This is a genomic window from Acidovorax sp. sic0104, from assembly GCF_019219095.1.
Classification (GTDB): domain Bacteria; phylum Pseudomonadota; class Gammaproteobacteria; order Burkholderiales; family Burkholderiaceae_C; genus Acidovorax.
In genome coordinates this window covers 1-24,533 of sequence record NZ_JAHUWH010000015.1, presented here as the reverse complement: position 1 = coordinate 24,533, position 24,533 = coordinate 1, and the positions used below count along the sequence as shown (strand labels likewise).

Here is a 24,533-nt window from a genome sequence, read left to right as displayed (position 1 = left end):
TAGGATGAACCCAAGGAGGCCTCCCCATGGAGCACTCTTTCTCCCCCCATGTTTCCGGCTTCAATCCCTTGGTCGGGACCGCCTCCTGGTCGGACAAGACCCTGCTCGACTGCGGCAAGTTCTATCCGCCCACCGCCAAGACACCTGAAGCGCGGCTGCGCTTTTACGCCTCGCAGTTCAACCTGGTGGAGGTGGACACCAGCTACTACGCCATCCCTGCGGTCGCTACCGCCCAGCACTGGGCAGAACGCACCCCGCCCGGGTTTGTGTTCAACGTGAAGGCCTTCAGTCTGTTCACCGGGCAACGGACCAGCACAGACGTTTTGCCCAACGACATCAAGGAGGCATTGGGGCCTGGACGGCGCATGGTCTACAAAGACTTGGCAGCGGAGTTTAGGGAGGAGCTCTGGAAACGCTTTGTGGCCTGCCTGGTGCCATTGCAGGTCAACGGCAAGCTGGGCCTGGTGCACTTCCAGTTCTCACCGAAGGTGGTGCGCCACCCGGCTGCCATGGCCCACATCGAGCACTGCGTGGAGCATCTGCTGGGTCACACCTTGAGCATCGAGTTCCGGCATCCGAGCTGGTGGGAGAACGATGCGGTGACGGCAGACACCTTGGGCCTACTCAGGAGCCTGGGCCTGGTCCACACCATCGTGGATGGCCCGCAAGGCTCAGCGCACAGTGTTCCGGCGATCTGGGAGACCACCGGTGTTTGTGGCTCAGCGGCTGAACCGCAAGCTCATCGAGGATGCCGATGAGAAGCAGGCCAAGCGCTTCTTTGCGGATGCACGTTTGCCCAGCGGGGAGCGGGCGGAGCTGGAGGACTACAAGAACTCAGGTTACTCCCGAGGCCACATGGCGCCGGCGGGAGATATGGCCACCCCCAATTCCATGGCCCAGAGCTTCAGTTTGGCGAACATGGTCCCCCAAAACGCCCAGCACAACGGGGTGCCTGGAACAAGATCGAGCAGGACACGCGGCACTACGTGAAGCGGGCCAAGGGGGATGTGTTTCTGATCACCGGACCGGTGTTCACGGATGCGGGGCCCCGCATTGGGGCCAACGGAGTGAAGGTGCCGACCTATCTGTACAAGCTGGTGTACGACGCCACGACCAACAAGGCCTGGGCGCACTGGCAGGAGAACCGCGAGGGGGAGACGGTGGGTCGGCCGATCAGTTACCAGGAGCTAGTGAAACGCACAGGCGTGGAGTTTTTGCCAAGAAGTGCACTGCAGCATTGAGTGGCAGCAAGGGCCATGTCAGCGGCGGGGGTATAAATCGGTCCTTTCCAACCTCTACTCGTGAGCATCCATGAACCGCGCAGAACTCGTTGAAATCCTGGCTTCCAAGAATGACCTGTCCAAGACCGCAGCCAATGCAGTGTTGGAAACGCTGATCGACACCATCCAGACGGCCGTCAAGAAGGGTGATGCCGTGCAGCTGGTGGGTTTTGGGACCTTCAAGTCGGCCAAACGTGCAGCGCGCACGGGCAAGAACCCATCGACCGGTGCTGCCCTGAAGATTCCAGCGAGCACGGTGCCCAAGTTTGTGGCGGGGGCCAAGTTCAAGGCCGTGGTGGATCCCAAGGCTGCGAAGCGCAAGGCGGACAAGGCTGGGAAGTAAGTCCGACCAAATCGGGTACCACCAAAGCAAAACCGCCATGGGCTCAGGCCTCTGGCGGTTTTGTTTTTGAGGAACGTAGAAGATGTACGACACCGGCTGTGCACCAGTCCATAAGTACGCCATAAGCGGCCAAAGTTACCATTGGGCCTATGAATACGTTTTCTAATGCCTTTCGCGCTGAAGTTGTTCGCATGGCGCGCAAGGAGCTCAAGCCCGAACTTCAGGATATGCGCAAGTTGATCACCAGCCATCGCTCGGAGATCGCGGCACTCAAGCGTGAGGTCAAGGCCCTGACGTCCCAGCTCAAGGCCACTCAACGCCAGGTCAAAGCAACGGATGCGCCCAAAGCCAAGACCGTGACTGAAGAGGTCATTCCCAAGAAGTCAAAGCAGATCCAGTTTGATGCTCGGGTGTTGATCGAGAAACGCGCGGTACTTGGCATCACACAGAAGCAGATGGCTCAACTGCTGGGTGCTTCCTCACTGTCCGTCTATAAGTGGGAGACAGGCCACGTTCACCCCCGCGCAGCGCAACTGGAGCGCATTGCTGAAGTGCTCAAACTGGGCAAGCGCAAGGCGTTGGCACTGCTCGATCCACAGTAAGCAGTGAAAGGTGAGCTGGGCTGCCCCACCACGCACTCAACGGCGACGGTAGGGCTCTCCCGGTGATGAGTCATTGCGCTCGTCCGCCAGTTCGAATAGGCACTGCATGTAAGGCTGGACTTCGCTCCAACGGGCGCGGTCTTCATAGAAGCGCGACAGATTGCGCGTCGCCTCTACCGCATCTGGCCAACGGTCTGCAGCGCTTACGCGCGTCATAGCTTCTCGGCTGTCTTGTTCGTCGTGCAGGCTTCCGTCTTGAGCGCCATAGGTGTGGAACTCCACGATCCGCCTGGGCTGCGTAAGGTCAGTGCCCTGACACATGCCGCTTGGCTGTGAGCTCTCACGCGAGGCATGGGCTCCGGCGAACGAGTCCTGGACCGTGTGGAGCACCGAGCCGAATGCCACGTGGTGCAGGTACGGAAGTAGTTTGTCTTGACGCCCCAAGATGTAGAGGTCCGAGACCCGCCACTGTGTGCATCCAAAGTGCTCTCTCAAGGTGGCGTTGTCGATGTCTCGAAGAAAGGTGTCGGGCTTGATTTCGCGCGAGGACACTTTCCAGGCGAACTCCAGCCAGTCCAGCACTTTGGCGCGGGTTGCGCCTGGGTGTACTCCTTCTTCACTGGCCATGGCATGCAGGAACTGCAAGTCGCCGAAGTGCGAGCGGGTCATCACATTGCCGTGAAGACTACCCTTAGTCTTGCTGCACCCAACGATCGGCTGGGTCTGTGCTTTCTTCTCTGCATCCTTGAAGAGGCAGTACCAACAAAGCGGCTGCGTGGAGAACCGTATGGTCTGGGAAACGTTGCAGGACTTGCCCAGGTAGGTGCAGTTGCCCTCATCGGATGAAAGCTTGAACGGGGGTAGATCGTTCCAACGCACACCGTAGATGACATAGGGCGTGGCAAAGGGCAGATCCCGGGAGCTGCAGCTGACGTCTTGAGCCAGGGTGCCTGGCTCTACCGGACAACCCATGCCAATCTGGGTGATCTCTTCATGGACGCGGCCCTTGATCAGAACGCCCAGTCTTCCAGCCACCGTGGCCAAAGAGTTTTCTGTTTCGTTGGTCATCTTGGATTTGAAGGCGGAGCCCATGGGGGCGATCTGGAAGGCCATGGCGGCAGTTGAAAGAGTCAGAGCAACCGCAGCGACCGCCAAATGACGCGCAACAGAGCGCATTGAATACGAAGACTTATGTCTATGAACTGCTGTCTTGTCGTTTGCGGCCTGCATATGTCTTCTCCTACGGACGCACTCTAGATGGAAGTCGGTTTTAGGCAACTAAAAAGTGTGCACGGAAATATGGTGATCACAGGGTGCGTCAGGAGCCCCGACTGCTTCAGGCTGGTGAGAGTCACTCGCCTCGACTGCCGAATGTCGGCAGTCTCTGGGACCAGCCCTTCGAACGCGCTTGCCACCAGCAACCGCTGAACTCCAAGCGACCGGTCGAGAAGTCCAAGCGGGCAGGCCATGAGGGGCCTTCCCGCAGCGGTTAGCTAGCCGCTGCCGCCTTCGTCGTCACGACTAGGATCGCGTCTGGCTTGCCATGAGTTGGCATGGCGAATGCCCACGGATATGGAGGCGTGCAGGTCCTCTCGTACTGATACACCAGCAGTTCAGGCATAAGCCGCCGGTCATAGGACATTCCCAGCCGTAGGGACAGGCTAGCCGGGGCAGCGAGTACGAGATGAATTCGATGCACGCCTCGGTGCAGGAGCTCCTGTATAGCAGTTCGAAACGCAGCAACAACGGCTTGCTGCTTCTCGCTTGACCAGTACTTGTCCGCCACGACTTCCTCAGCTCGCAACTCCACCACTTCGAGCGTCGGGAACGAGGCCTTGACCGCCGACAGGCTCACTGCGTACGAAAGCGAGACCGCAAGCACGGCCTCGGTGGCTCCAGTCGATAGCGAGCTGTAGTCCACGGGCATCAGGCGTTTGCCATCGTCAGGGCCATCAATGAGTCGCCAGCGCTTGCCGTCTCGGTGCCAGTCATAAAGCGTGACTGCGGATTCGTCATCGAGCAACATCCCCGCAAGGAACAGCGCGGGCACTGCTGCCAATCCGCCAACGGCTACCGCCACGTCACTAGGGTCCCGACCATCGGCATGAGTCTGGAGCAAGCTCTTAAGGCTGGTCACTTTCTGCAGGGCAAGCGAAGGGTTCACCAGCTCTGTCTCGCTCTGAGGGCGGAAGTCCATCAGGAGCGGAAGGCGCTGGCCAGGCAGGCGGAGGTCTGTGTCCTTCGCGGGGGTGTCTGGACTTGAGTGAAGCCCCCTGAGTTCGATAACGATTGCCACCTTCCGCGACGTGCGCTTGTGGTCGACGTAGAGCAGGACAAGTCCAGCGGCGACTAAGAGACAACCAACCGCGTAAGCGGTCGGGGCCATCCACTGCGGAAGGCTAGACCCGGTCGCAGCCTTTATGGAGAGCCAGTGTTTCCCGTCAAAGAGGTCGAGCTGCCCGAGCCAATCCAGTGAAAACGGAGCCGCGAGAAGCGCCCCTCCAGTGACAACGAGCCTTAAGCCTACCGTTCGCGGCCTGGTGACCCAATCGAGTAGGCGGAGGACAACGGTCTGTATGAAGTTGGTCATGTGGCTTGCTCAAGCAATGTTGACGACGAAGGCACCGCTTCGAGCGACAAGGTACCCGTTCTTAACGATGAAGCACTCAATCGTGTGCGTTCCGCTGTAGGAGGTACTTTCCTGTCTCATGATCGAACCTCGGTCAACGTTGCCAGCATCAAACCCGCCTCGAAGCCCGCCCCGTACAGCAGCAGCCTCGGGCCCGGTGTTCACCACCTGCCAATAAACGTCATACGGCCAAGGCACATCGGTGACTGCCTTAAACAACAGAGACGCACCCTTTGTCAGAGGCGTGCCATCGTGGTAGAAGCGCCTCGTTCGGAAGCCGCTCCGAGAGACGATGGCTTCGACAATGGTGACGGTGCCGCCTCGAACGTGCTGCCAGGGGGCCGGCTTCTTGTGGGTGGCCAGGAACACCAATGCGGCACGTTGGAACAAGGACGCGCTGGTTCGAGCAGGCCGACTGGGTGCAGAAGACGCAGCGCGCGCCACGCGGTCACCAATGACCGGGGCAGCTTGTTCAACCAGAAGTTCACGGTTCGCGAGAGTCCCGATGCGCAAGAAGTCGTCGCGGGCTACCTTTAGCCACTCGAAGAACCCTTGCTTGCGCTGAGGGTGCGTCGCCCATCTATCGGCAAAGTTCTCCTCGGGGTCGGTCGGATTCGGAATCCACGTAACTCCACCTCGGGTCTCGATGTGAGAGTCCATGCCTGCCAGGATTGCCTGTAGGGCATACGCAACGTTCGACTCTCCACCGTAAGAGAGCCCGGCCAGCGTGGTGATGATGATAGAGATGGGTTTGTTGTCCGGGTCCTTGGCGAACCGGATGTCACGGTGGCGCTTGAGGATTTGGACCGCTTGCTGCAGCGGCGTCTTGACCCGATACGAAGGGACATCCTCGACGTTTGCCTTCGCCTCTAGCGCCATAGCCGCACGTTGTCGTTCGAAGGCCTCCTTCATGCGGCTGCGAAACCAGTTCGTGTAGCCCTTCGGATTGCTATGAGGCCAATCGTCGCAATGAACCTCGTACAAGGGATGGTCGACATCCGTGATAGCGATGGCGGTCTCGACCCAAGTCGTGCTAAGGCTACGGGCCTCTAGTTGCGCGCGCTTGCGGCCAGCGTCTGGAATCGCCGGGAGCGCGTCCAAGTGGAACTGCGCGCCCTCGGCGTAGTCGAGCGTCCAGCAGCGCCTGCTCTCGGTCACATCCTTCATTCCGTGATGCTTGGCGTAGAGCTGCATCTCGCGGCCGAGCAGGCGCTTCAACTCCTGCTGAGTCACGTTCGACTTCGAAGCATCAAGCTCGCATACGAGGTCAAGGTCGTAGTGCTCATCCTCGTTGACCGGCCGGATTGGGGTTCCCAACCGAAATGACCCCTGAACGTAGACTTCTGGAGAGAGGTCCTTCAAGGTGGATTCCTCGCGACCGAGCCACTCGCCAACCGACTTGTAGCGCCTTGTCGCCTCTTCATAGCGACCCGGCGGCACGTCGAGTTCAGTTGCAACGCGCTCAAGGTACGCGGCGGATGCCGCAGTAGTGGCAAATGTCATTCTTGTGCTTCTCCCCGGCCAGCTGGCTGCCCATCCACGCGTCGAACTTCAACGAGCTCCTTGATGGTGCCGCGACGTGTCTTGGTCCAAACCCTGATGCACTCCGTTCCGACAATCGGAAAGAAGAGTCGGCTGCCTTCGTACGCGTCGTTCGCTACGGCGTTCTCCCAGTCGCGATGGTCCACGCTTGATGGCGTGGGGTCGCGCTCAGGGTGGGTATGCCAGAGGCCGAGGTAAGCGGATGTGCTGTGCTCGTGTAGCCACCGCTGATGAGCCACCTGCTCGTGCTCGTACGACCGGAAAAAGTTGCATCGACCGCGGCGGTCAGTGTTCTGGGGCGTTGAGACCTCATCGACAACGACGTCATGCGAGTCCAGGAGGTGCCGTCCCATGAGTACGCCGCCGGCTTCTCTATCCCACCACCGGCGTTGTGCGAACGCCTGCATCTGCTTGATTGCATGCTCGACGATGATGAGCCGCTGACTGGGCGTAACGCGATAGACCAGCTTCACGCCGATGGGTCCTTCGGCGTGCGGCAGTGACGGCAAGGCCGACCGAACACCATGCGAGTGGCTTCCTCGAATGACGTCGTCCGGGCTGTCTGGAACCACGGCGCAGTCCGCAAACCGTGCTCGGTGGCCGCCGTTCCATCACCAGCCCAAAAACGATAGGAGGGCTTGGGCGCCTCGTCTCCCGCAGCCACTGAGGTCATTACCGAAAGCAGGTGCTCGGCCGCCAAGAGGCCTGTCTTGCGCGCCTGGATGGGCCCGAACGGAACGAACGCCCCGGCGCACCCCGTTAAATTGCGAGTAACCGGCTGGTTCGGCTCGAGGAACGAAGTACGAGACGCTTGAGAGGGCAGACCCTCGTCATCCCGATAGGCGCAGTCGAGGCAACCCTCACCCTTGGTCCACATCAGCACAGAATGACCACCGAGGTCCATGGCCTCGAGCCACGTGAAGACCACCGGGATGTCGTGCTGCCGGCCCTTGAGCACTCGCGAGAACGAACGCTCCACCGAGGGGGCACCAAACGCGAATACGATTCCGTCGTAGTGGCGGAGGTCGGCAGTCTTCCACCACTCCTGCGCGGTCGAAGTGACCGGGGTAATGCGTAGGCCGGGGTACCGCCGTTCCAACGCGAAGTTGAGTCCGAAGGGCTTCGGGGTATCGATGTAGAGCGGCTCGAGCAGGTGGCGGAAGACGTTGTCCGCCGAGTACTCGTCGTAGTCGACCACCGTGAGCTTTCCGACGCCAGCCGCGGCCAATGTATCGACGACAACGCAGCCGACGGCGCCTGCTCCGAGCACGGCAACATGCTTCCCGAACAGCTCCAGCGAGGCGCCGCCGCGCTCGCGCATGTAATGGGGCGCATGCCGGCGCATGGTCAGCGGTGTGACGGGCGCACTCTTATCAATGCCTCCAGCACGGGCGCCGAACACCGCTGCGACAAGCGAGAGGCCGCCGGCTTGGCGCGGCACCGAGACCAGGAGCACCAGCGTCTTGGGTGAATTCTTCGACGGACCGAGGAGCTGGTCCCAGAGCTTCAACTGCTCAAGCGTCAGCCGTTGGTGAACCGCCTCGATGAAGGCCGGCGTCAGCTTGTCGGGCTTTGCAGGGGGCAGCTCCAGCGCGCCAAGATGCACGTACAGTGCCCGTTGTCCGGCAAGCTTCTCCTGCCGGACGTCCCAGGGCTGGTCGGCATCAGGTTCAACGAAGTACCAGTTCGGCGTCTTCAGCCTGGAGTTGACGAACCCCTTGACCATCCGCGACTTCCCGTCCACCTCGAAGTAGGCGCGAGAGCGCAGCGAACCAGGCAGGTGTAGCCAGTACCCTTCGAGTTCATTGAAGAACTCTACGTAACCGGAAGCTGCATCGACCGCTGACTTCTCGAGCAGGTCGTAGGCCTTCAGCGCGGCGTGTGCCACGATTTCGACGGGGCGGCTCGGGTCCAGCGACAGACCCTGGCCATCGTCGATGCACACGGCTCCCGAATAGCTGACGTGCGCGAGCGGTGAGGTCGGCGGCTGCGTCGCGACCCACGGGAGGCGCAGCCGCGCCTCGTCGCAGTCGATGTAGAGGTGCCACTTGCGCGTCGCGCCCGTAAGCTCAACGGCAAGGATGGTTGGCCTCGGTTCCTCCATCCGCACGACTTCAATGCAGCGTATGGAACAGGCGGACTTCACCGCGTCGAACGCGGCATCGACCTTCACGGGGCCGCCAACCTCGGCGGAGACCTTGTCAGTCAAGCGGAGTTGCCGGTGCTGATGACAGCGGGCGCGACCATCTTGGCCGTCTCAGCCTTCTCAGGCACCTTGAAGTCGTCGCCGAACTGCTTCTTCAGAACCTTGCAGGCATCCTCAGGCAGCTCTTCGTCGTAGGCCTTCTGCAGAGCGTCGCGTAGTGATTCGAGCCGCTCCTTGAAGTCCTTCATCTGGGCAGCGGTGCGCTTGGACATCAGGTCGGTGTACGGCTGGACCGGCAGCGGCACACTGAGCCGCATGTGCCACCCGCCGTCCTCGCGGTACTCGCTAACGAAGTTGTCGAGCATCGCCTGCACCCAGTCGAGCATCGCCAGCAGGTCGACGGGTTTGCCAGACGTGTTGAAGTTCGGCTTGAACCACTTTAGCGCCGCCACGGTCAGAGCGATGCTGAGCGGCGCGCCAGGGCCCGAGAACTGCCAATGGCGCCAGCGCTTCAGGTAGCGGATGCAACGGCGGTACTGCGCTTGCTCTTCCGAGTCCTCGAACGCGCTGCACACAAGTTTGGTCAGGCCCTTCGGGTCAGACGCCTCCCAGATGCGGTGCTCCTCGGCGGAGTTTTCCTTGCCCTTGGCGAGGTAGAGCGTCCCGCTCGCATCCTGGCTGTAGACAGCCAGGTCAACGTGATAGGCCGTTTTACCGCCGCTGATGTAGTTGACGGTCACGCAAGGCCGGCGAATCTCGACCGTGCGGAAGTTCGTGTTTATCGCGTCGCGCACCTTCTTCTTGAGCACGACCGGGTCGGGGTACTTGTCCTGGTTGCAGTCGAAGATGAGGCCGACATCGATGTCGAAGTTGCCGTCCAGGGGTACCACGCCGGTGTGCATGGAGTAGCTGCCCTGGTTGAAGTTGGTGAAGGTCGGCACGTCGTCGCCGAGGTTGTCCCCCAACGCCTTGATGATGATGTCGCGCTTTTCGCGCAAGGCGGCCTTCTCGTCGTCTTCATCGAAGCAGATGGCCTTGTGGAAGTCCTCGAACTGCTTTTGCACTGCAGGCATCTTCTTGTCCCTGTCATCAAAGAGCCAGGCCACGACCGCCGCGAGGAGTCCGAGACCTAGAAGTGGGTGCATGGCGTGGAATCAGTTCGCGATTGTACGAAATCTAACACGTGTAACCACTATATCTGTGGTGTGGGTCAAGTGTAGACGCTACCTATAGCGTGTTGCGGTGCGGCACGAGTGAGCGACATAACGGGCTGGTCGATACGCCGGTCGTCGGCGAAATCCGCGCGTTCGCGTGCAAGCGGCTCAGTCGCCGCGGCCTTCACGAGGTCGAGCAGCGCCGACTGGCTGACCGATTGGACAACTTTTTCCCGGTTCGGAGACTCCGCCTGCCCGAGTGGAAGATGTACTGTCGGCAGCATGGCGGCTTCGATGCATACATGCGCTGCACGTGATGGTTGCCGAGCCGTGAGAGATGCCGCGATGCGGAAGCGCCTGGCCCGGCTCTTTTCGAGCTTTCGGTGGACGCAAATGCAGCGACCCACGCGTCATCTCCCGGCGCATGGTGATTACGAGGCGGTTCCTCCGAGGGTTGAAGAGGAACGCGATTGCAGCCCCAGTTGACCCAAGTGACCGGGTCAGGGTGCTGAATGAGAACGCCAGAAATTCTGCTGTGGGTCGGCTCCACCAGTTCGCGCCATCGGTCAGCGGTCGTTTGGGCAAATGCGCCCGCAGGCACTGGGGCAAGGTCATCTGTACCTCTAGAAGCGGTCAGCCACGCGGCGCCCGCCCGGTTGCGTCAATGACCGCGACGTGGCCGACTCCGTGATCTCGCGGTTTGCGAGCGACTGACCGCAACCGCTGCAGAACAGACTTTGGACTAGAAGAGCCCTTTCTTCATTTGCCGCAGTTTCCTCGACGGTTTCAAAACTGCGTAATGCGCCCCATACAGAAGATAGAGAAGCGGGCTCTCCCAGAGCGCCCTTGCGTTTTTGCACGCGAACGTTGCCTTGCTCAAACAAACTCCTCCTCAAGGAGAATGGACCAAGTGATCAAAATTCCATTTCTCGCCTGCAGCAAGCGGTTTGCGCCATCGGTAGGGGAAGAGCCGCGAGTACAGATTGCAGTGTGGAGGCTTCTTTGCGTTGGCGAGGGTGAGCTAATTCTGGTTGTCGCGCTGTCATCGGGGGCCGTGCGCACAACGTCTGCGTTGGATTATTTTGATCCAGTGACACGGCAGGCCAGGACCTTTTCTGGGCGTGTGTACGAATTGCAATGCGGGCCAACGGAGGACTCTTTTCAGCGCCGTAGGATTGCCGCCGCGCTGGAACACGCAGGGCTTCAACTAGCGTCAGATGTAAGTGACGACTTTTGGGTGTCTGTGTTGGCTGCGACGCATTAGAGAGTGAATGGAAACGGTGACTGCCATTCGCGCCACAGAAAAATCTACATTTGACCCTCGCAGACCTCTTGCCACTCTTCTCGTAGACGAGAGCATCAACGTGGCCGATGTCGTCGGGCTAAAAACTCACGTTGACGTTCCCGTAGCACCCCACTTGATTTGAATGTGTTCAGGCAGTTGGTCGATGGGAGCGTAAAAGCCGGTCTATAAAAGCGTCCAGCGGTTTCTTTCCTTTTGTGCTGGCTCTGCCAGCACATCAGATGTCTGCAATCTTGGACAACTAGGTTGAATTTGTCCAGAAAATTGGACATCCGCTTGGCCCGCGCCGAAGTCAAAGAATCTCCTCACCCTCAGGGCGTCCGACTCCCCAAAGAGCCAAGTCAACGGGAGGTGATGCCTTTAGGTCGCGCTGCGCAATCATGTCGCACAGGAAATACTTGCTTTTTGTCAGCAGGATCTCACCATCAACGATCGCTTCCAGCTTCAAGTACTGGTCCGAAGAGATGCCAAACGCTTTGATGAGTGAAGGTAGGAGCGCCAAGGCCGTGCCACTACCAATATTGGGCTGGGCGCCCACAGTGGCAGACACCACCGCGTTCATTGGAAAGTCTTTCGGCACCCTGAGGTAGTTGGCACGGTCCATCGGCATATCGACTCCATGCTGGCAGTTGCACCGTATGTGTCCGGCCGACAGTATGCTTTCGACGAGGAGAAGCAGATGACCGCAACTGCTGCTGACGAGACTCCAGGCGCCATCAGCTGGAGGTCCGCAGCATCTACGGCAGTAGCGGCAACCGCGATCCTTTCAAAGCGGTTGCCAAAGCGACATGCAGATTGCCTGACCCTGACTCAACCAGGCTTTCAATGGACATCCGGCGCAGCGCCCTGAGAGCCTGCCCCCACAGCGCGAAACAGTCGTTGTCCTACTGCTGGGCTGACTTGTAGACAACGCCGAGAAACCCTGCCGCATGAGCTTCGGCCGCCAGGGCTTGTGTTTGATCAAAGCGCAGAGAATGAAGCACCGGCCAGCTCGAAGCATGCGGACGCAGGTCAAGAAGGGGAAGGTTGGCGGTGGTTTGTACGCTCAGCAGCGAGCGCTTGGCCATCAGTGCATACGAAATGCCGACGGCTTCACGACGGCAGATAGCCTCATAGAGGGCAGTTTCAGACCGCTCTGCAAAGTAGGCCACTGGCTGGCCAGCAATATCAAAACGCCCCGAAAGCAGATTCGATGGAGGCAATAGAAGCAGCCGCGTACCAATTTTCACCGTGCCAGCGCGGGCGCTGGAGCGCTGAACACGAAAAAGAAGCTGAGGGGCTAGAAGATCGAAGTGAGGGATGTACTGAAGATCTGCGAGTTTCATGGGGCGTAGAGGGGTCAATAGCCCTCAGCACCCGCCACTTCAACAACACGGGTCAAATGACCTTGCTCTATGGCCTGGCGCGGTGTTCGACCGCCCAATGCGCCCGATGGCGTCTCCAAGAAGGCGAGCAGCGCCCAGCCCTCAGTGGTTCCCAAGGCTTTAGAAAGCTTGGGCACGGCATCCCAGAGAACGGGCTCAAACTGCCAACTAGGGAGCTTGAATCCCCGCCGGGTTTGGGTCAATCCGATAGCCCGTCCTTTGGCGATCCACGCATTGATCGTCACTCGGGTGGTACCAACCAGATCGGCAGCCATGTCTGTGCTGAGCATGTCATCGGCTTCCAAGCGGGCCTTCCGGAAAGCCAAGCTGCCCGCCAGTAAGTCCTTGGTCTGAGCAGCAGACGCGTAGGGAGACGGATTTGCAACTGCGCTTGGGGTGTTGTTTGTGTGGTGGCGAGTCGTTGAGGTTGATGTTGTCGAGGCTGTTTTCATGGGGACTTCATCAATGGCGCCTTATGGCGCGTTGCGGCCGTTGACCTTGCTGCTGAAATAGGAAGTGCGGGGCAAGTTCAATGCAAGAGCTTGCTTGAGCTTGGTCATCGGCCGTGAGAACAAGGCGAATACCTCGGCGCTGTGGCGAGCTGGCGCTTCGAGAGCCGACGGGCCGATATCCAACTCCATGAAGCCGAAACTCGCTGTCCGACGGCAGAGCACATTGGCCAAGATTGGGAGAGTGTGGCGCCGTTCCACGATGCCAGCGACAGATTGCAAGACCGCGAGGACCTTGTCTTGGGTTGCCTTCAACACAATCATGATAGTTTGATTAGTTGGTGTATTTCGTAAAGTTCGATTGTCTCATCGTGCTGGAACCAATGCAACAGCGATAAGCGATCGCAGTCATCTCGGCCGCGCACAGGCGACTCACTGAGCCCTGCGATACGCGTTCCTTTGGCAAGGATCCACACAGTTCGCACAGTCGAGAGCCAGTCGTTGCGGAGCGATGCTGCGCATTTGGAGCAAGGCATCGCATTGCAGCCACCTCGGCATACGCAAGGGTCCAAGCCGAAACGTCAGCGTGTTCACGCTTGTCATGAGTACGCTCGCCCCCGACGACAAACTCATCGCGCAGCAGGGGCGTCCTGATTGCAGTGTGCTGCGTGGAAACCTACTGTTGAGGCGCCTCGCCATCCAGTTGGTTGCTTCAAGAGACTATGAAGGCTTGGCCGACAAAGCCGCCCAGCTGCAGCGCAACCTCTCCCTCAATTCTTGCTGGACCTCGGGGTTGGACAAGCCTGTAGTTCCTTCGCATGCGACCAGGTTTTGCCGACAGGACTCAGGCCACCCCTCCAGATCGTCATCTAGTGCTACCCACTGCCGGGGCTTCCTGCGTAGCGCGTCTTCTTGAACTTGCACACCTCGGGGTGTGGTTCGGAACATGGACAGGTTCCAGGGATCCACGCCATGCACACGCCCGTGGTACGTCCCACCGATAAACCGGGTACGCAAGGAGGCCGGAAGGCGTTTGAGGGTTGCGCTGTATCCGGGGCGGATACACCAGGTGCTACTTAGTACCAAGGCAACTGCCGGGTAGGGTTCAAGCACCGACTCCAGGATAGGAACCCACTCGAAAAGAGAATGTCCTGCAGCCTCATATGGGCTCATGTAGATGCCCCTGCGTGGATGCCAGAGCACTTTTTCATGGTGAACAACGCCGTCGAGGTCGAGGTACAGAACGACATCCGCGCTGCGTGGAGGGGACGCGGGGAGATAAGGGGCGCTTTGACCGTGTGACATAGCCGTACGTATTCTGCATGGGGCGACGTGTCAGCCACGAAAACGGCATCTGCAAGCCGGGTTCAGATAGGCATCGGGACCGACGGATTGATGACGTGCCGCAGATGACCAAACTCGCGCAACCTGCTGAAGCCACTAAGTGGCACGCGTCATCGAGGATCGCCGCTGCGCAACCGCAAAAAACGTCGCCCCCGGGGGCATGCTTTCGCAGAGGTCACACCGGGGGCTTGCTTATGGATTCATTTTACCGGCGCCAGCACTGAAAGTGGTCCCTGTGTTGTGACCAACGATCAATTTCGGCTGCTGATGATTGTTTCGACCAATCTCACTGGTATCCCGTGGAGCAGCAGTTGGTGTTCATAGACTGATCTGGCTTCAAAAAGTTTTTCGATAGAAAAGGGCGACCAGGAATAGCTTTGTCTTCTTTGAACCTCTTCCAGCAGCTCAAGTGTCTCTTCATCATCGTCCTCTATCTGAAACAGAACTCGCTCAAGTAAGCTCACATACAGGTAGTCAGATGGGTTTGAAGGAACTAGCGTTTGTTGATCGACTCGGATCTGCGCACGCAGCAGCAGTGTGGAACTCGCTAGGGCAAGTGTCCAAGCCTCCAGTCGATCCGCACGCAGAAATCCGACGTCCTCGATTAGACATAGCAATGTCTTATGGACGTGCCGTGACGTGAATTCCGGCGTATGCAGATCAGAGTCGAACATTGGGCGAGGAGGGCGATTCATGAACCAGTCAAAAACCGGGGGCCTAAAACCACTCAGAGCGCGTCGACTTTCAGTCTTTTCCTGCTCGCTCTTTTCTGCCCAACAGAGCGCGAAATCAGAAGAAAGAGTCGTGTACACCCTGCCGTTCGTCACATTCCATTGTTCGTGCAGCACCTCAGCCAGATGAGCTAGGGCTATCTGGAGTAGGGCCATACATTCTCGTGCTTCCTTTCCCTCAGCGAGAGTTGCAACGTCAAGCGCATCGAGGTGCAGGTGCCAGTGGCTCAGCGGTGAGTACGCTGCAGCTCGAAGGCTCATGACGCTTTCTGGTGTCTGGCTTTTTGTAGGCTCCAGCAGCTTCCGCACAAGCCCTCCTGTCATCATCTCTTTGTAAAAGTTCAGGTCCCATGCACCCTGCTGTGCGGCGCTCTTCATAGCGAATACGCATCGGTCAAGAGCTTCTATGGCGTCAGTTCTTGGACGCGGCGGCTTGGATGAAAACCAACTTCGCCACGTTCTAGCGTCCAGGCACTCGGGACCCAAAAGTGATTCCATTGAATCCATCACCTGTCGCGCTTGATGCGCGCCCGGAACGTGGTCGTTGCCCAGTAGGAATGATTTGAAATGACTCGCACCAAAGCGCGCTCGCACGAGGGGTAGTCTTTTATGAAGACTTGAATTGCTACTCATAGGAAGGCATTGGATTGATTGTCGAGATGCCAAGAATTTGATTTGGAATCCAATCCTGTCAAGTCAATTGGACACGACGCATATCAAACTGAATTGCATCGACTGCACGGGGCGAATCTCTTAAGGTCCATGCCATGCCCGTCGGAAAGAATTCAGTGTTCATCTCTGCAAATTTGCCATCGCGTATGAATGGTGCGCGCATCGCTCCGTTGAGCTTTGGAAGGCTTCTTGCGGAGCTTCGACAGGCGCGAGGAATGAGCCAGAAGACGCTTGCTTTTCAGGCACGGGTGGCGGCTTCAACCTTATCCGAGCTGGAAAATCGTCGCCGCCCTCCACCGCCGGAGTCGACAGTGTTGGCGCTGAGTCAGGCGCTCAAAGCGAGCGCAGAAGAGCAGCGAATGCTCATCCAACTTGCTGACGAGGCCCGGGCAGGAATTGGCGTACGGGTAAGCCGAACTATGCCAGCCCACGTGGCTCAGTTGCTGCGCGAATTGGCGGGCCTTAGCCACCGACTGTCTCCAACGGAGACGCGGAGCCTGCAACTTTATGCAAAGGACCTTGCCATGAAATAAGAAACGGCGAAGCCCCTTTCGAAGCCCCGCCGCCCAGGTTGCTCAGACCGTTCAGTCTTCGCGAGTCGCGTTGCAAGACTATCAGATCTGAATGCCCGGGGGAAGCTATTCGTCTCTACAACGCGAATCCCCTATTCAGATCATGAACGCAAAGACATCCGCGCGCTTCTCTCCCATTCTTGCAGCTCATCAGGTGCCTCATCTGGTCTGTTGTCTGGCAACCGAGGGTACTTGCATTTCCCCGCGCATAAGAGTTGCCCTCGCGGGCGGGAGTAGACCAGCCGAAACCAGGAGATCACATACCTATAGCCATTTGAGCTTGCATTGACATGGCGACAGTGATGACAGAGGCCCGGCTGGCGCAGCTACGCCGAGACGGGTGTGGGACGGGGCGTGACGAGGGTTACCAGGCCTGGATCCGCATTCGCCGTAAGCTGAGCTCGCCGGTCTCCAACCTGCATTCGATGACCAATCCGTTGTATCGGAGGTCGCTCAACCTGCTCTCCGGTTTGGAGTTCTCTGCTGCGAATGTAGCTCTTTGGCTGGGAGCTAACGAGGTGCGAGAGCAGCATCCATTTTGGCCGGAAGAGCATGTTCATCCAAGTACAGGTCGTCATCCTGACTTGGATCGTGAGTTCGGTCCGGCGCCTGGTTTACTCGACCTTGCTAAACAGGCGGGCATCAAGCATGGCGTCTATCCAGGAACTCGTCTCCCCTTCGTTGCCACCATTGATTTCACTGTGGCCACAGGCGCGTGGCATGCGTCGCGGTTGACCCATTGGAGTTGTAAACCGAGAAGTTTGCTGGACAGTGCCCCGAATCGTGAGCGCATGTTGGAACGCATTGAGCTTGAGCGAATGTATAGCCATGCGGTGTACGCGGTTCATGTAGTGATTGACGGCACCCATTTCACTCGCGATTTGATTGCCAACCTCGATTGGTGCCGACCGCTTCGATCTGAGATGCGGTGCCCTGCTCACCGTGATCGGCTACCTGAGTTCAGCGGTCTCTTCATGTCCTGCGCGCAAGACTCAATCGAGCGAGCGATACGCTTCGCGGCGGAAAGAATGATGATTTCAAAGTTGGATTCCGAGGCTTTGTTCAGAACCGCAGCCTGGCTAGGTTTGATAAACATTGACCTGAGCGTGCCCATCATCCTAAGTCGGCCATTGCGCCGCGATTCCACTCAGTTCAAGGAGCGGCTACGCAAAGAACTACTTGGGGCGCAGGTATGCGTGAGTCACTAAAGGGAAAGGTGATCCGAATCCATAGTGACGACGGACACGACGATTTCGGCCGGATCATTTACGACTTTGTAGAGAGCGATGACGTTCTCTACATCGCATTCCCGTCATCACCCAAGAAAGCGTTTGGGGAAGTGAATTCAATCACTGACGCAAAGGCACCAAAGAACGAGAAACGTAGATCTGCTTACCTCGGCATGCCCCGGCGTCTTCGTCGGGCGACGATTCCCCTGTTGGGAGGAGGAAAGAGTGTTTCGCTCGTCGACTTCACTCCGCCGGCCGAGTGGCTTCTCACTGACGACCAACTTAAAAAAGAAGCCACGTCGCTAGAGAGAAATCGCCGAAATCTCCCCCAATGGCTCAAGCATAGAGAACAGCAGAAGGAGCTTATCGAGCCCATCATTGGTGAGTTTGGCGAGTTTGAACTTCTCGAACTTGGACTGTTGCGAGAGCTAGTTCAAGCGAGGTCTAAGGCATTGGGCTATTCAACCACCAAGAAGGTGCGGCAAACAATGCTGCGGTTCTTACTCGGATGCGGGCACCCCAACGCGTTACTGCCAAATTGGGGCGAGATCGGGGGAAGAGGAACGGAAAAATTCACCAAGAAGAAAACGGGGGCTCCTAGCAGAAGAAGTTCTCTTCCGCATGCCGTGCCCGAGCATGTTTCCGACGAGCAGGATCGGTGGAAGCTGAGGGAAGGATATCGAAAGCACAAGCGTAAGCGAGTCTCGATTCATCTTGCATATCTCCGAACTATGGAGGAGTACTGGCCAGGAAACGAGGCGATCCTTCATCGTTCTCAGCGCAAGTATTTTCTGCTTCCCGCAAGTCAGCGCCCTACAGAGGCTGCGTTCCGATGGGCCGCACGATCACTGCGATCCGCCTCGCGAATCAACATGGGTGAGCTTGTACATCGAGCGGTCAGACGCGCTCTTATGGGCTCACGTGCGGATGGCGTCGTTGCGGTGGGACAACTTGGGGTAATCGACTGCACTAGTGAGGACCAAACGCTAGTTTCTGCAGTCAATAGCCTTAAGGTCCTGCCCTCGTCAAATCGCACTCTCGTCGTAGATGTAAAGAGTGAATACATCTTGGGGATCTACTGCGGATTTGAGTCCCCCAGCACGCTGACGTCACTCCTCGCGATTCTTAACTGTGCCGCTGACAAGGTGTCCTTTTGTGCGCAGCATGGGGTCTACATCAGCGTTGGCGACTGGCACTCTCGTGTTCCCAAGCGAATCCGCGCAGACAACGGAGAGCTCAAGAGCGAAAAAGGAATCAAGACGATGACCGCCTCCGAGGTCGGTCTTGAATTTGTGCGCTCGTATGCAGGCGACATGAAAAGCTTGGTTGAGGCTACTCACCTCATGATGCATCGCCATGTTGACCATCACGTCGCGGGATCCACCCAAGGTCGTGCGAAAGAGAGAGGTGAGCCGTCCCGTGAAGAAGAAGCCTGCCGTACTTTTGAGCAGAACATGAAGTACGTAATAGAAGGGGTGCTCCACATCAACAATGAACAACCCGTTCCCCACCTACTTACGGTTGAGATGCGGAAGGATGGTGTGCAACCTACGCGCCGTTCGATCTATGAGTGGTGTGTGGATAAGGGTTACGTGGCGAGCGAGCCCATAGACATGGATACCCTCAGAGCGCATTGCCTTCCAAAACTCAAAGCCGTGATTCATCGGGATGGAATCCACGTTTTTGACCCTAGGGACGAACGCAGGCTGATTCCAGGCATGGTTTATGTCGGCGCCTGGTTAGCGGAATCAGGACTGTGCGAACGAGCGACTAGTGGTCGTATTCCGTGTGAGTTGCAACTGGATCCTCAGAATATCTCGGAAGCCTTCGTGATGCGCGAGGGGCTTCGTGAGCTCAGTCTCAAGACTACAGACCCCTTAGTGAAGGAGCTGACGCTGTTCGAGTATCTGCAAATGACTGATGAAGACAAGCATACGGTGGACGCCATGCAGTCTGATCAAGAGTCGCGGGACGCGTACTTTCATTCGAGCAATCAAGCTGAGAACAAGGCTGCAAAGGCGGTCAAAGCTAAGGCCTTGGCAGATGCGGGCGAGCGCAAGTCATCACGAAGCTCTGGATACGAAAAACGAAAGAATTTAGACGAGGAAATGAACCGGCAGCAGCTCATTAAGCTGGGGCTGGGCGACTCGGGTGCGCCAAGTCAAAGCATTTCGCCGCATAAATCTCCTGACCTTCGCGTAAGTCAGCTCTCAGTGCTTGAGCAAGATTCTCCGATTCCAACAGATAGCGATGCGATCGGCAGAGCGCCAGGCTCATCACGCCGCGGTGCAGTTCGAAGCGTAACCGCAGACCTAATGGCTCAACTAAGAAAAACACGGAGGGAATGAGAATGCAAAATTCGAATCAACTGTTCCTAATAGACCAAGGAAATCCGCTTCTCACCCCCTTTCTACCTGAGCGGAGTTTTAATCAATGGGCGGAGGACCTGTACTTTGATCCCATTTCGAATCGGTCAACAACAGAACTGCAGATCTCTGAGAGCCATCTCCACCTTGTTGAGCAGGTGTTCATCCCGAGCCAGCGCTCCATTGTGCTAGCTATGAGTCTTGCCGCATTAATGATCTCTAGTTTGCGACGCCGTGACCCGCGGTTTCCAGCGAATCGACATTACCAGTATCGGCTAGCGCAGTATTCTGACAAGGTCAACAAGTACAACCTGAATGACATACCGTGGCTTGGGGAGGGCGCGCCAGGTGTCATTCTGCAAGGGCCCACCGGCAGTTCTAAAAGCCACTCTTGCGACGCATATCTCAGACTGCTACCCCAGTATATTGATCACGATGCCAATGACCAATATGGGTGGATCAAGCTCCGGCAGTTGATTTACTTGCGGGTGCCCATGCCTGCAGACTTCAGTCGCAAGGGCTTGTTACTGAACATCATTTGGAAGATCGATGAAGCGCTAGGTACGACATATGGCGGCGAAGTGAACAACCGTATCACGCAAGAGCAGCTTCTCGTAGAGGTAATCAAACTGCTGGCCATCCATCGTTGTGGCCTCCTAATTCTTGAAGAGGTGCAGGAGCGCAATGTTTCTTCCAGCGGGTGGGGCAGCGAGTTTTCTACGGTATTCCTAAAAATCATGAACTCAGGGGTACCTCTCGCACTGGTAGGAAACCCAATGTCATTCGCTCGAATTATGAGTTTCTCGCAGGATCAGAGAAGACTAACTTCAGGTGGACAGTTCGACTTCGTCCCTGCGTTTGATCATGCCGACGAGGAATGGGGGCTTGATCTGGTTCCCGGTGTCTGGGGATGGTCTGTTTTCCCAGAGGCAGATGAGCCTATAGATAATTTATCCCAGTTTCTTTTTGAAAGGACTGGTGGGATTCCTGCTGCCCTCAGCTTGTATCGGCGAGAGTGCTTGGTGGAGGCTTTCCGTGCTGGAGCTAGGCGAGTGACGCGTGATCATGTAGACGCGGCATTTTGGTCTCCAGCGATGGTTGGTATGCATGGGCTTATCGAAGCTTATGTGAAGAAAGATCTCCAAACCCTGGCCCAATCATTCACGGATCAGCCAATTGCATTTCTGCGGGACATTTGGGCGCGAGAGCAGAGCAGGCGAGATGAAGGCGATGTATAAAAGGTCCATGCTCATTGAGCAAGAAAGGCGCCTTCAAATCATTCCCTCCTGGATAGATGATGAATCTCTCTACTCATGGTGCTGTCGTTGGCACCTACACACACTAAATCGCACGCGCACCACCGGCGTGGCGTTGTTTGGAGTTCCAAGTGCTGCCAAAGTCTGGCATGCACCTAATCCCTTTGGGTGGTTTGATCGCGTGACCATGGGGCTGTTGGGTGCTCCTAGTTCGATTCTGAAACACAGAACGGTCGCTGGCTCATATCTATCGCTGGCTCAGCAAATTGACCGGCAACGTGTGCAGCTTGGTCAAATACCGCCGGCCTATTTGTTCAGTGCGAAATCAGGCGTAGGCGCGTCTCTTAGGTACTGCGAGACGTGTGCATCGCAGCATTTTCTAGAGCACGGTGTAGCTATCTGGCGTATCACGCATCAGCTTCCTGGTGCTGGTGTCTGCATAGAGCATTGTCGACCATTGGTCGAATGCATGGAAGGACGGCAAATTTGGGCATCGCCTCATTCCACAATTGGAAGAGAAATTCGGATGGTTTCGTCAAACGAGTTGCAGCTTATGGTTGCAGTCGCGAAAGTAGCGAGGAAGATTTTCGAGAATGCGCCATTGGACGTCAATGCGCTCCGCGGTAGCGCACGGAAAGTGCTCTGCGAAGCTTACGGAGCGCTCGACGCGAAAAGGCTGGACCCAGAGCGTGTAGAGCGCGATTGGAGATGCTCGATTTTGTATCAATGGTGCGCTCGCTCAATTAGTGTAGCTAAGGCTTTTCCTCGCCTTTGGCTTACAGACGTTATAAGGGGGCGGCGCTCGGAAAGAAACCCTATGAGGTGGGCTTTTGCAATTGCCTATTTTTGTGAGCAGTCGTGGACATCTATTGATGGATTTTTTACTGACGCCACAGTTCCGCATTCGAATCAAATCTCGCTATGGGCTGATATGGGGGGTATTCCTCATGAAATTCTACGCGCATTCACGACTGCGACGAATCTTAAACAGGCTGCTGCGGAACTTGGTGTGACTGCTCCAACGGTCCGAAGATGGGTGTGTACGCATCCAGAAATTTTTTTAATTACTCAGCACTGGAAATTTAGGCGATGATTCCAATCGCACCGGAAGGTGTGGCACTTGAATCTTATGTGAACGTGCTGCAATATTTAAGGGGGAGAAGAGATTACCCGCTTAAAAGAAGCTGTATTGTTTGGCGAGCAAGAGAGTTTGCAGAAGAAATACTTGGCGGTACTATGAGCTTGCTCCAAGTGCTAATGAGATTTACCGTTTTGCCACTTATACTCGAAACGCTACATGAATCTTCGAAGAAGGAGGTGATTGAGCGAATTTCGGCTAATGAAGCAGATGCTGAGATGGTTCTGCTTTTTAGACGTTTGAAGCCAAAAAGTGGTTCTAGATATAAGCGCTGTCCACGCTGCATAATTGAGGATCTCCGTGACTATGGATTTTCTTTTGGGCGGACACTGCATCAGTTTGCATCCATCCGCACCTGTCCTAGCCACGACGTTTTGCTGGAGGAAAAGTGTTCTGCCTGTGGAGCAGGGTTCGAATTTTTACCGAAATTTTACCCATATAGAGGGGAGCTTCAAGTTTGTCGGCAGTGCGGTGCGAAAAATGAGGAGGCGTTGTCTCATAATTTTTCGAATGGTTACGTAGCATTCGCTAAATTGTTTGCGCGTGGCTTGGAAGGGAATGCATGTGAAGTCGGACCGCAACAGATGAAAGTTGCGTTGGATCGATTTTCTGAGCTTAGTCTGGAACATGATGTTGACTTACTCTCAATTTTTGCTGAATTCTGGGCCTGCAAGGACTGGCGGGATGTTTGCAAGGATATCGGTGCTAAATACCGTGAAATTCGAAGGGCATTAATTTTGGGTGTGCCGCCGGTTTGTGTGATTTCGACTTATGTTGTTGCGAGCTTCTTTAACGCTCGCATAGCGAGTGATATCACATTGCCTAATGGTCCCGCATCGTGTGTGGCTAAATGGAAATTTAGATGTGAGTTCCCTGAGCACTGGGATATTCGATATCGAGCCCATGAATTTGGGATGCCTATGCGTGTTATCTACTGGCTGCTGGTTGGTGACTGGGCTTCAGTTCGTAAGCTTGGCTATGCCCTAAAAAATGTTCGCACATTTGTCTCTACTCTGGAACACTGGCAGCAACTTGCTATCAATGCGCGCCGCACGATATTTCTTGGGAATCGGTTATCGAGGTTAAATATTAACAGTGGGAAGCTGGCAAAACCGCCTGGGATATTGGTAAAGAGCGCAGGAAGCTGCACGATGACTGAGCTGGTCCGGAAAATTTGTGAGTTGCTAGGGTTCTCATTCCAAGTGGAGATTCAAGTTGAGGTTCTAAGAGAGAGCCCCGTGGTGTTTTGTGATGGGTCCGAAATGAAGCTATGGGGCTCAAGTCACACTTACGACTTCGTGATTCAGCGGACGCAATATTGGCCTCAACTTAAGACGAGAACTGGCTTTTTGGTTCCCCACGTGTGGCGTCCAAGCAGCTAAACAAAACGGTGATCAATCCAGTCAACGAAGTTGCGCTGTTGAGTTGGTTTGGTCCCAATTCCTAGAACTGGTTGTGGATTGCGCTGCGTGTGCGCCGAGTGGAGTCCATGCTTGGTGCGTCGCGGATGCTTTCGTATAGCGAGTGCGGCGGATTAGGTCGACCAATCGGATGCGAACGCCACCGAAGAAGCTGCACTGCATCATCGGATCAGTCCGTTGACTTAAGAGCTAGTGAAGATTTTCGTTGGCCTGACGATGCCCCTGTCGGCCGCGTGCTTGGAAGCCCGGACTATGAGCAATTGATGGCGCTCTATCAGGACGCCTTCGCTGCGTCTCGTTCTTTGGTAGGAGTGGAAAGGTAGGTGTTCACGCCAGAGCCTCAACTTGCCCGTATTGGCTCAGAAGGTGCAGCCGCAGGTCCTGCCTGATTTCATAGGGCCTTGCAAATCTTGGCTACCGTCGGTGTCAATGTATATAGACCCAACTAGAACTACCTAGTTCGATGTCGATATGCGCCTACTGCATCACTTAGCTTCCCCAATTGCATTGACTGGTCGGGGAACGAACGCATGAATAGATATCGTCAACGGCATATAACGCTCGCGTGCCAGTAGGTCCCCTCTCTGTTGGCACGTGCGCAGCGCGACACAGAAAATCCGTTCATTGCTGTATTTGAGGACTCGATCGGTCTCAGCTAGTGGCCTACTAGAGGCAATCGCAGGTCGACACTTTGTTAGAAAGTCCCACCAGGTGGGGGCGCAGAACAAAGTCTCAAGAAAAGAACACGGGCGGGCGTCCCGTTGCTATGGGACGAACCAGTCGGTGGGTGTTCCAGCCAAGTCACTTGAACCACCCGTGGCGGCCGGTGGGAGCGCAGCGATCACGTACGCCGACCAGAGGCCTCAGAACCAGAACCCATGCGGCACATCAGGCGCCTGCCCCGTGATCGACAGCGGCACGTACGCCGGCGCCCCCGGGTCCGTGATGACCCCGTCCACCTTGCCGTCCGCATCGAACTGCCCCCCGTCCTC

Annotated in this window: 21 protein-coding genes and 2 pseudogenes; 10 read left to right on the top strand and 13 right to left on the bottom strand. The window is 56.7% G+C overall.

All coding sequences use genetic code 11. From position 1 onward, the window contains the following. Positions 1–26 precede the first annotated feature (26 nt). From KW835_RS20590 to KW835_RS20575, 4 genes and pseudogenes are all read left to right on the top strand, one after another. A complete protein-coding gene (locus tag KW835_RS20590; protein WP_255593727.1) occupies positions 27–758 on the top strand; it encodes a DUF72 domain-containing protein in 732 nt (243 codons plus the stop codon). Further along, positions 700–1,241: pseudogene (locus KW835_RS20585) on the top strand (DNA/RNA non-specific endonuclease); the annotation flags it as partial. The gene KW835_RS20590 and the pseudogene KW835_RS20585, both read left to right, overlap by 59 nt. Positions 1,242–1,311: 70 nt before the next feature. After that, the gene (locus tag KW835_RS20580; RefSeq protein ID WP_056057356.1) at positions 1,312–1,623 is read left to right on the top strand and encodes an HU family DNA-binding protein; all 312 of its coding nucleotides are present in this window, start codon (positions 1,312–1,314) and stop codon (positions 1,621–1,623) included. Between the two features lie 149 nt (positions 1,624–1,772). After that, positions 1,773–2,225 (top strand): helix-turn-helix domain-containing protein, encoded by a 453-nt coding sequence (locus KW835_RS20575; protein ID WP_218385898.1) that lies wholly within the window; start codon positions 1,773–1,775, stop codon positions 2,223–2,225. 36 nt (positions 2,226–2,261) lie between these two features. On the opposite strand, the gene KW835_RS20570 is transcribed toward KW835_RS20575, so the two are convergent. The 13 genes and pseudogenes from KW835_RS20570 to KW835_RS20510 form a co-directional block, all read right to left on the bottom strand. Continuing rightward, positions 2,262–3,455 (bottom strand): hypothetical protein, encoded by a 1,194-nt coding sequence (locus KW835_RS20570; protein ID WP_255593726.1) that lies wholly within the window; start codon positions 3,453–3,455, stop codon positions 2,262–2,264. Between the two features lie 259 nt (positions 3,456–3,714). Continuing rightward, positions 3,715–4,815 carry an SAVED domain-containing protein gene (locus KW835_RS20565; RefSeq protein ID WP_218385890.1) on the bottom strand — a complete coding sequence of 367 codons (1,101 nt, stop codon included), beginning with the start codon at positions 4,813–4,815 and terminating at the stop codon, positions 3,715–3,717. A 9-nt stretch (positions 4,816–4,824) separates the two neighbouring features. Then, complete coding sequence (locus tag KW835_RS20560) at positions 4,825–6,357, bottom strand: nucleotidyltransferase (RefSeq protein ID WP_218385888.1); 1,533 nt, start codon at positions 6,355–6,357, stop codon at positions 4,825–4,827. Further along, positions 6,354–6,869 carry a Mov34/MPN/PAD-1 family protein gene (locus KW835_RS20555; RefSeq protein WP_218385886.1) on the bottom strand — a complete coding sequence of 172 codons (516 nt, stop codon included), beginning with the start codon at positions 6,867–6,869 and terminating at the stop codon, positions 6,354–6,356. Before KW835_RS20555 ends, KW835_RS20560 begins: the two co-directional genes overlap by 4 nt. Next, positions 6,866–8,605 (bottom strand): ThiF family adenylyltransferase, encoded by a 1,740-nt coding sequence (locus tag KW835_RS20550; protein ID WP_218385884.1) that lies wholly within the window; start codon positions 8,603–8,605, stop codon positions 6,866–6,868. The genes KW835_RS20555 and KW835_RS20550 overlap by 4 nt, the downstream gene beginning before the upstream one ends. Beyond that, positions 8,602–9,615, bottom strand: a complete 1,014-nt coding sequence (locus KW835_RS20545) for a nucleotidyltransferase (RefSeq protein ID WP_218385879.1) — start codon at positions 9,613–9,615, stop codon at positions 8,602–8,604. Before KW835_RS20545 ends, KW835_RS20550 begins: the two co-directional genes overlap by 4 nt. 137 nt (positions 9,616–9,752) lie before the next feature. Then, positions 9,753–9,980, bottom strand: a complete 228-nt coding sequence (locus tag KW835_RS20540; protein WP_218385877.1) for a hypothetical protein — start codon at positions 9,978–9,980, stop codon at positions 9,753–9,755. A 1,311-nt stretch (positions 9,981–11,291) separates the two neighbouring features. Beyond that, the gene (locus KW835_RS20535) at positions 11,292–11,603 is read right to left on the bottom strand and encodes a ChpB-ChpS toxin-antitoxin system antitoxin (protein ID WP_218385876.1); all 312 of its coding nucleotides are present in this window, start codon (positions 11,601–11,603) and stop codon (positions 11,292–11,294) included. Between the two features lie 280 nt (positions 11,604–11,883). Next, entirely contained in the window at positions 11,884–12,324 is a 441-nt protein-coding gene (locus KW835_RS20530) for an RES family NAD+ phosphorylase (RefSeq protein ID WP_218385874.1), read from the bottom strand. A 14-nt stretch (positions 12,325–12,338) separates the two neighbouring features. Next, positions 12,339–12,815 (bottom strand): hypothetical protein, encoded by a 477-nt coding sequence (locus KW835_RS20525; RefSeq protein WP_218385873.1) that lies wholly within the window; start codon positions 12,813–12,815, stop codon positions 12,339–12,341. 129 nt (positions 12,816–12,944) lie between these two features. Beyond that, positions 12,945–13,136: pseudogene (locus KW835_RS27165) on the bottom strand (DNA polymerase III subunit beta); the annotation flags it as partial. A gap of 396 nt (positions 13,137–13,532) precedes the next feature. Next, entirely contained in the window at positions 13,533–14,117 is a 585-nt protein-coding gene (locus tag KW835_RS20515) for an HAD domain-containing protein (RefSeq protein WP_218385871.1), read from the bottom strand. A gap of 290 nt (positions 14,118–14,407) precedes the next feature. Next, positions 14,408–15,265, bottom strand: a complete 858-nt coding sequence (locus KW835_RS20510; protein ID WP_218385869.1) for a hypothetical protein — start codon at positions 15,263–15,265, stop codon at positions 14,408–14,410. Between the two features lie 389 nt (positions 15,266–15,654). On the opposite strand from KW835_RS20510, the gene KW835_RS20505 reads away from it, so the two are divergent. From KW835_RS20505 to KW835_RS20480, 6 genes are all read left to right on the top strand, one after another. Continuing rightward, positions 15,655–16,092 (top strand): helix-turn-helix transcriptional regulator, encoded by a 438-nt coding sequence (locus tag KW835_RS20505; protein ID WP_218385867.1) that lies wholly within the window; start codon positions 15,655–15,657, stop codon positions 16,090–16,092. A gap of 329 nt (positions 16,093–16,421) precedes the next feature. Continuing rightward, the gene (locus KW835_RS20500) at positions 16,422–17,339 is read left to right on the top strand and encodes a hypothetical protein (protein WP_218385865.1); all 918 of its coding nucleotides are present in this window, start codon (positions 16,422–16,424) and stop codon (positions 17,337–17,339) included. Next, a complete protein-coding gene (locus tag KW835_RS20495) occupies positions 17,324–19,708 on the top strand; it encodes a hypothetical protein (protein WP_218385863.1) in 2,385 nt (794 codons plus the stop codon). The genes KW835_RS20500 and KW835_RS20495 overlap by 16 nt, the downstream gene beginning before the upstream one ends. A 2-nt stretch (positions 19,709–19,710) precedes the next feature. Further along, positions 19,711–20,964: an ATP-binding protein gene (locus tag KW835_RS20490; RefSeq protein WP_218385862.1), complete on the top strand. Its 1,254-nt coding sequence runs from the start codon at positions 19,711–19,713 to the stop codon at positions 20,962–20,964. Continuing rightward, positions 20,948–22,075: a TniQ family protein gene (locus tag KW835_RS27160; RefSeq protein WP_370633663.1), complete on the top strand. Its 1,128-nt coding sequence runs from the start codon at positions 20,948–20,950 to the stop codon at positions 22,073–22,075. The genes KW835_RS20490 and KW835_RS27160 overlap by 17 nt, the downstream gene beginning before the upstream one ends. Further along, a complete protein-coding gene (locus KW835_RS20480; protein WP_218385854.1) occupies positions 22,072–23,502 on the top strand; it encodes a TniQ family protein in 1,431 nt (476 codons plus the stop codon). Before KW835_RS27160 ends, KW835_RS20480 begins: the two co-directional genes overlap by 4 nt. The last annotated feature ends 1,031 nt before the right edge of the window (positions 23,503–24,533 follow it).

What these genes read in the sequence shown, in the direction of transcription:
- KW835_RS20590 (WP_255593727.1), top strand. Translation starts at nt 27, where the DNA reads ATGGAGCACTCTTTCTCCCCCCATGTTTCCGGCTTCAATCCCTTGGTC.
- KW835_RS20580 (WP_056057356.1), top strand. Translation starts at nt 1,312, where the DNA reads ATGAACCGCGCAGAACTCGTTGAAATCCTGGCTTCCAAGAATGACCTG.
- KW835_RS20575 (WP_218385898.1), top strand. Translation starts at nt 1,773, where the DNA reads ATGAATACGTTTTCTAATGCCTTTCGCGCTGAAGTTGTTCGCATGGCG.
- KW835_RS20570 (WP_255593726.1), bottom strand. Translation starts at nt 3,455, where the DNA reads ATGCAGGCCGCAAACGACAAGACAGCAGTTCATAGACATAAGTCTTCG.
- KW835_RS20565 (WP_218385890.1), bottom strand. Translation starts at nt 4,815, where the DNA reads ATGACCAACTTCATACAGACCGTTGTCCTCCGCCTACTCGATTGGGTC.
- KW835_RS20560 (WP_218385888.1), bottom strand. Translation starts at nt 6,357, where the DNA reads ATGACATTTGCCACTACTGCGGCATCCGCCGCGTACCTTGAGCGCGTT.
- KW835_RS20545 (WP_218385879.1), bottom strand. Translation starts at nt 9,615, where the DNA reads ATGCCTGCAGTGCAAAAGCAGTTCGAGGACTTCCACAAGGCCATCTGC.
- KW835_RS20540 (WP_218385877.1), bottom strand. Translation starts at nt 9,980, where the DNA reads ATGCTGCCGACAGTACATCTTCCACTCGGGCAGGCGGAGTCTCCGAAC.
- KW835_RS20535 (WP_218385876.1), bottom strand. Translation starts at nt 11,603, where the DNA reads ATGGACCGTGCCAACTACCTCAGGGTGCCGAAAGACTTTCCAATGAAC.
- KW835_RS20530 (WP_218385874.1), bottom strand. Translation starts at nt 12,324, where the DNA reads ATGAAACTCGCAGATCTTCAGTACATCCCTCACTTCGATCTTCTAGCC.
- KW835_RS20525 (WP_218385873.1), bottom strand. Translation starts at nt 12,815, where the DNA reads ATGAAAACAGCCTCGACAACATCAACCTCAACGACTCGCCACCACACA.
- KW835_RS20515 (WP_218385871.1), bottom strand. Translation starts at nt 14,117, where the DNA reads ATGTCACACGGTCAAAGCGCCCCTTATCTCCCCGCGTCCCCTCCACGC.
- KW835_RS20510 (WP_218385869.1), bottom strand. Translation starts at nt 15,265, where the DNA reads ATGAAGAGCGCCGCACAGCAGGGTGCATGGGACCTGAACTTTTACAAA.
- KW835_RS20505 (WP_218385867.1), top strand. Translation starts at nt 15,655, where the DNA reads ATGCCCGTCGGAAAGAATTCAGTGTTCATCTCTGCAAATTTGCCATCG.
- KW835_RS20500 (WP_218385865.1), top strand. Translation starts at nt 16,422, where the DNA reads ATGGCGACAGTGATGACAGAGGCCCGGCTGGCGCAGCTACGCCGAGAC.
- KW835_RS20495 (WP_218385863.1), top strand. Translation starts at nt 17,324, where the DNA reads ATGCGTGAGTCACTAAAGGGAAAGGTGATCCGAATCCATAGTGACGAC.
- KW835_RS20490 (WP_218385862.1), top strand. Translation starts at nt 19,711, where the DNA reads ATGCAAAATTCGAATCAACTGTTCCTAATAGACCAAGGAAATCCGCTT.
- KW835_RS27160 (WP_370633663.1), top strand. Translation starts at nt 20,948, where the DNA reads ATGAAGGCGATGTATAAAAGGTCCATGCTCATTGAGCAAGAAAGGCGC.
- KW835_RS20480 (WP_218385854.1), top strand. Translation starts at nt 22,072, where the DNA reads ATGATTCCAATCGCACCGGAAGGTGTGGCACTTGAATCTTATGTGAAC.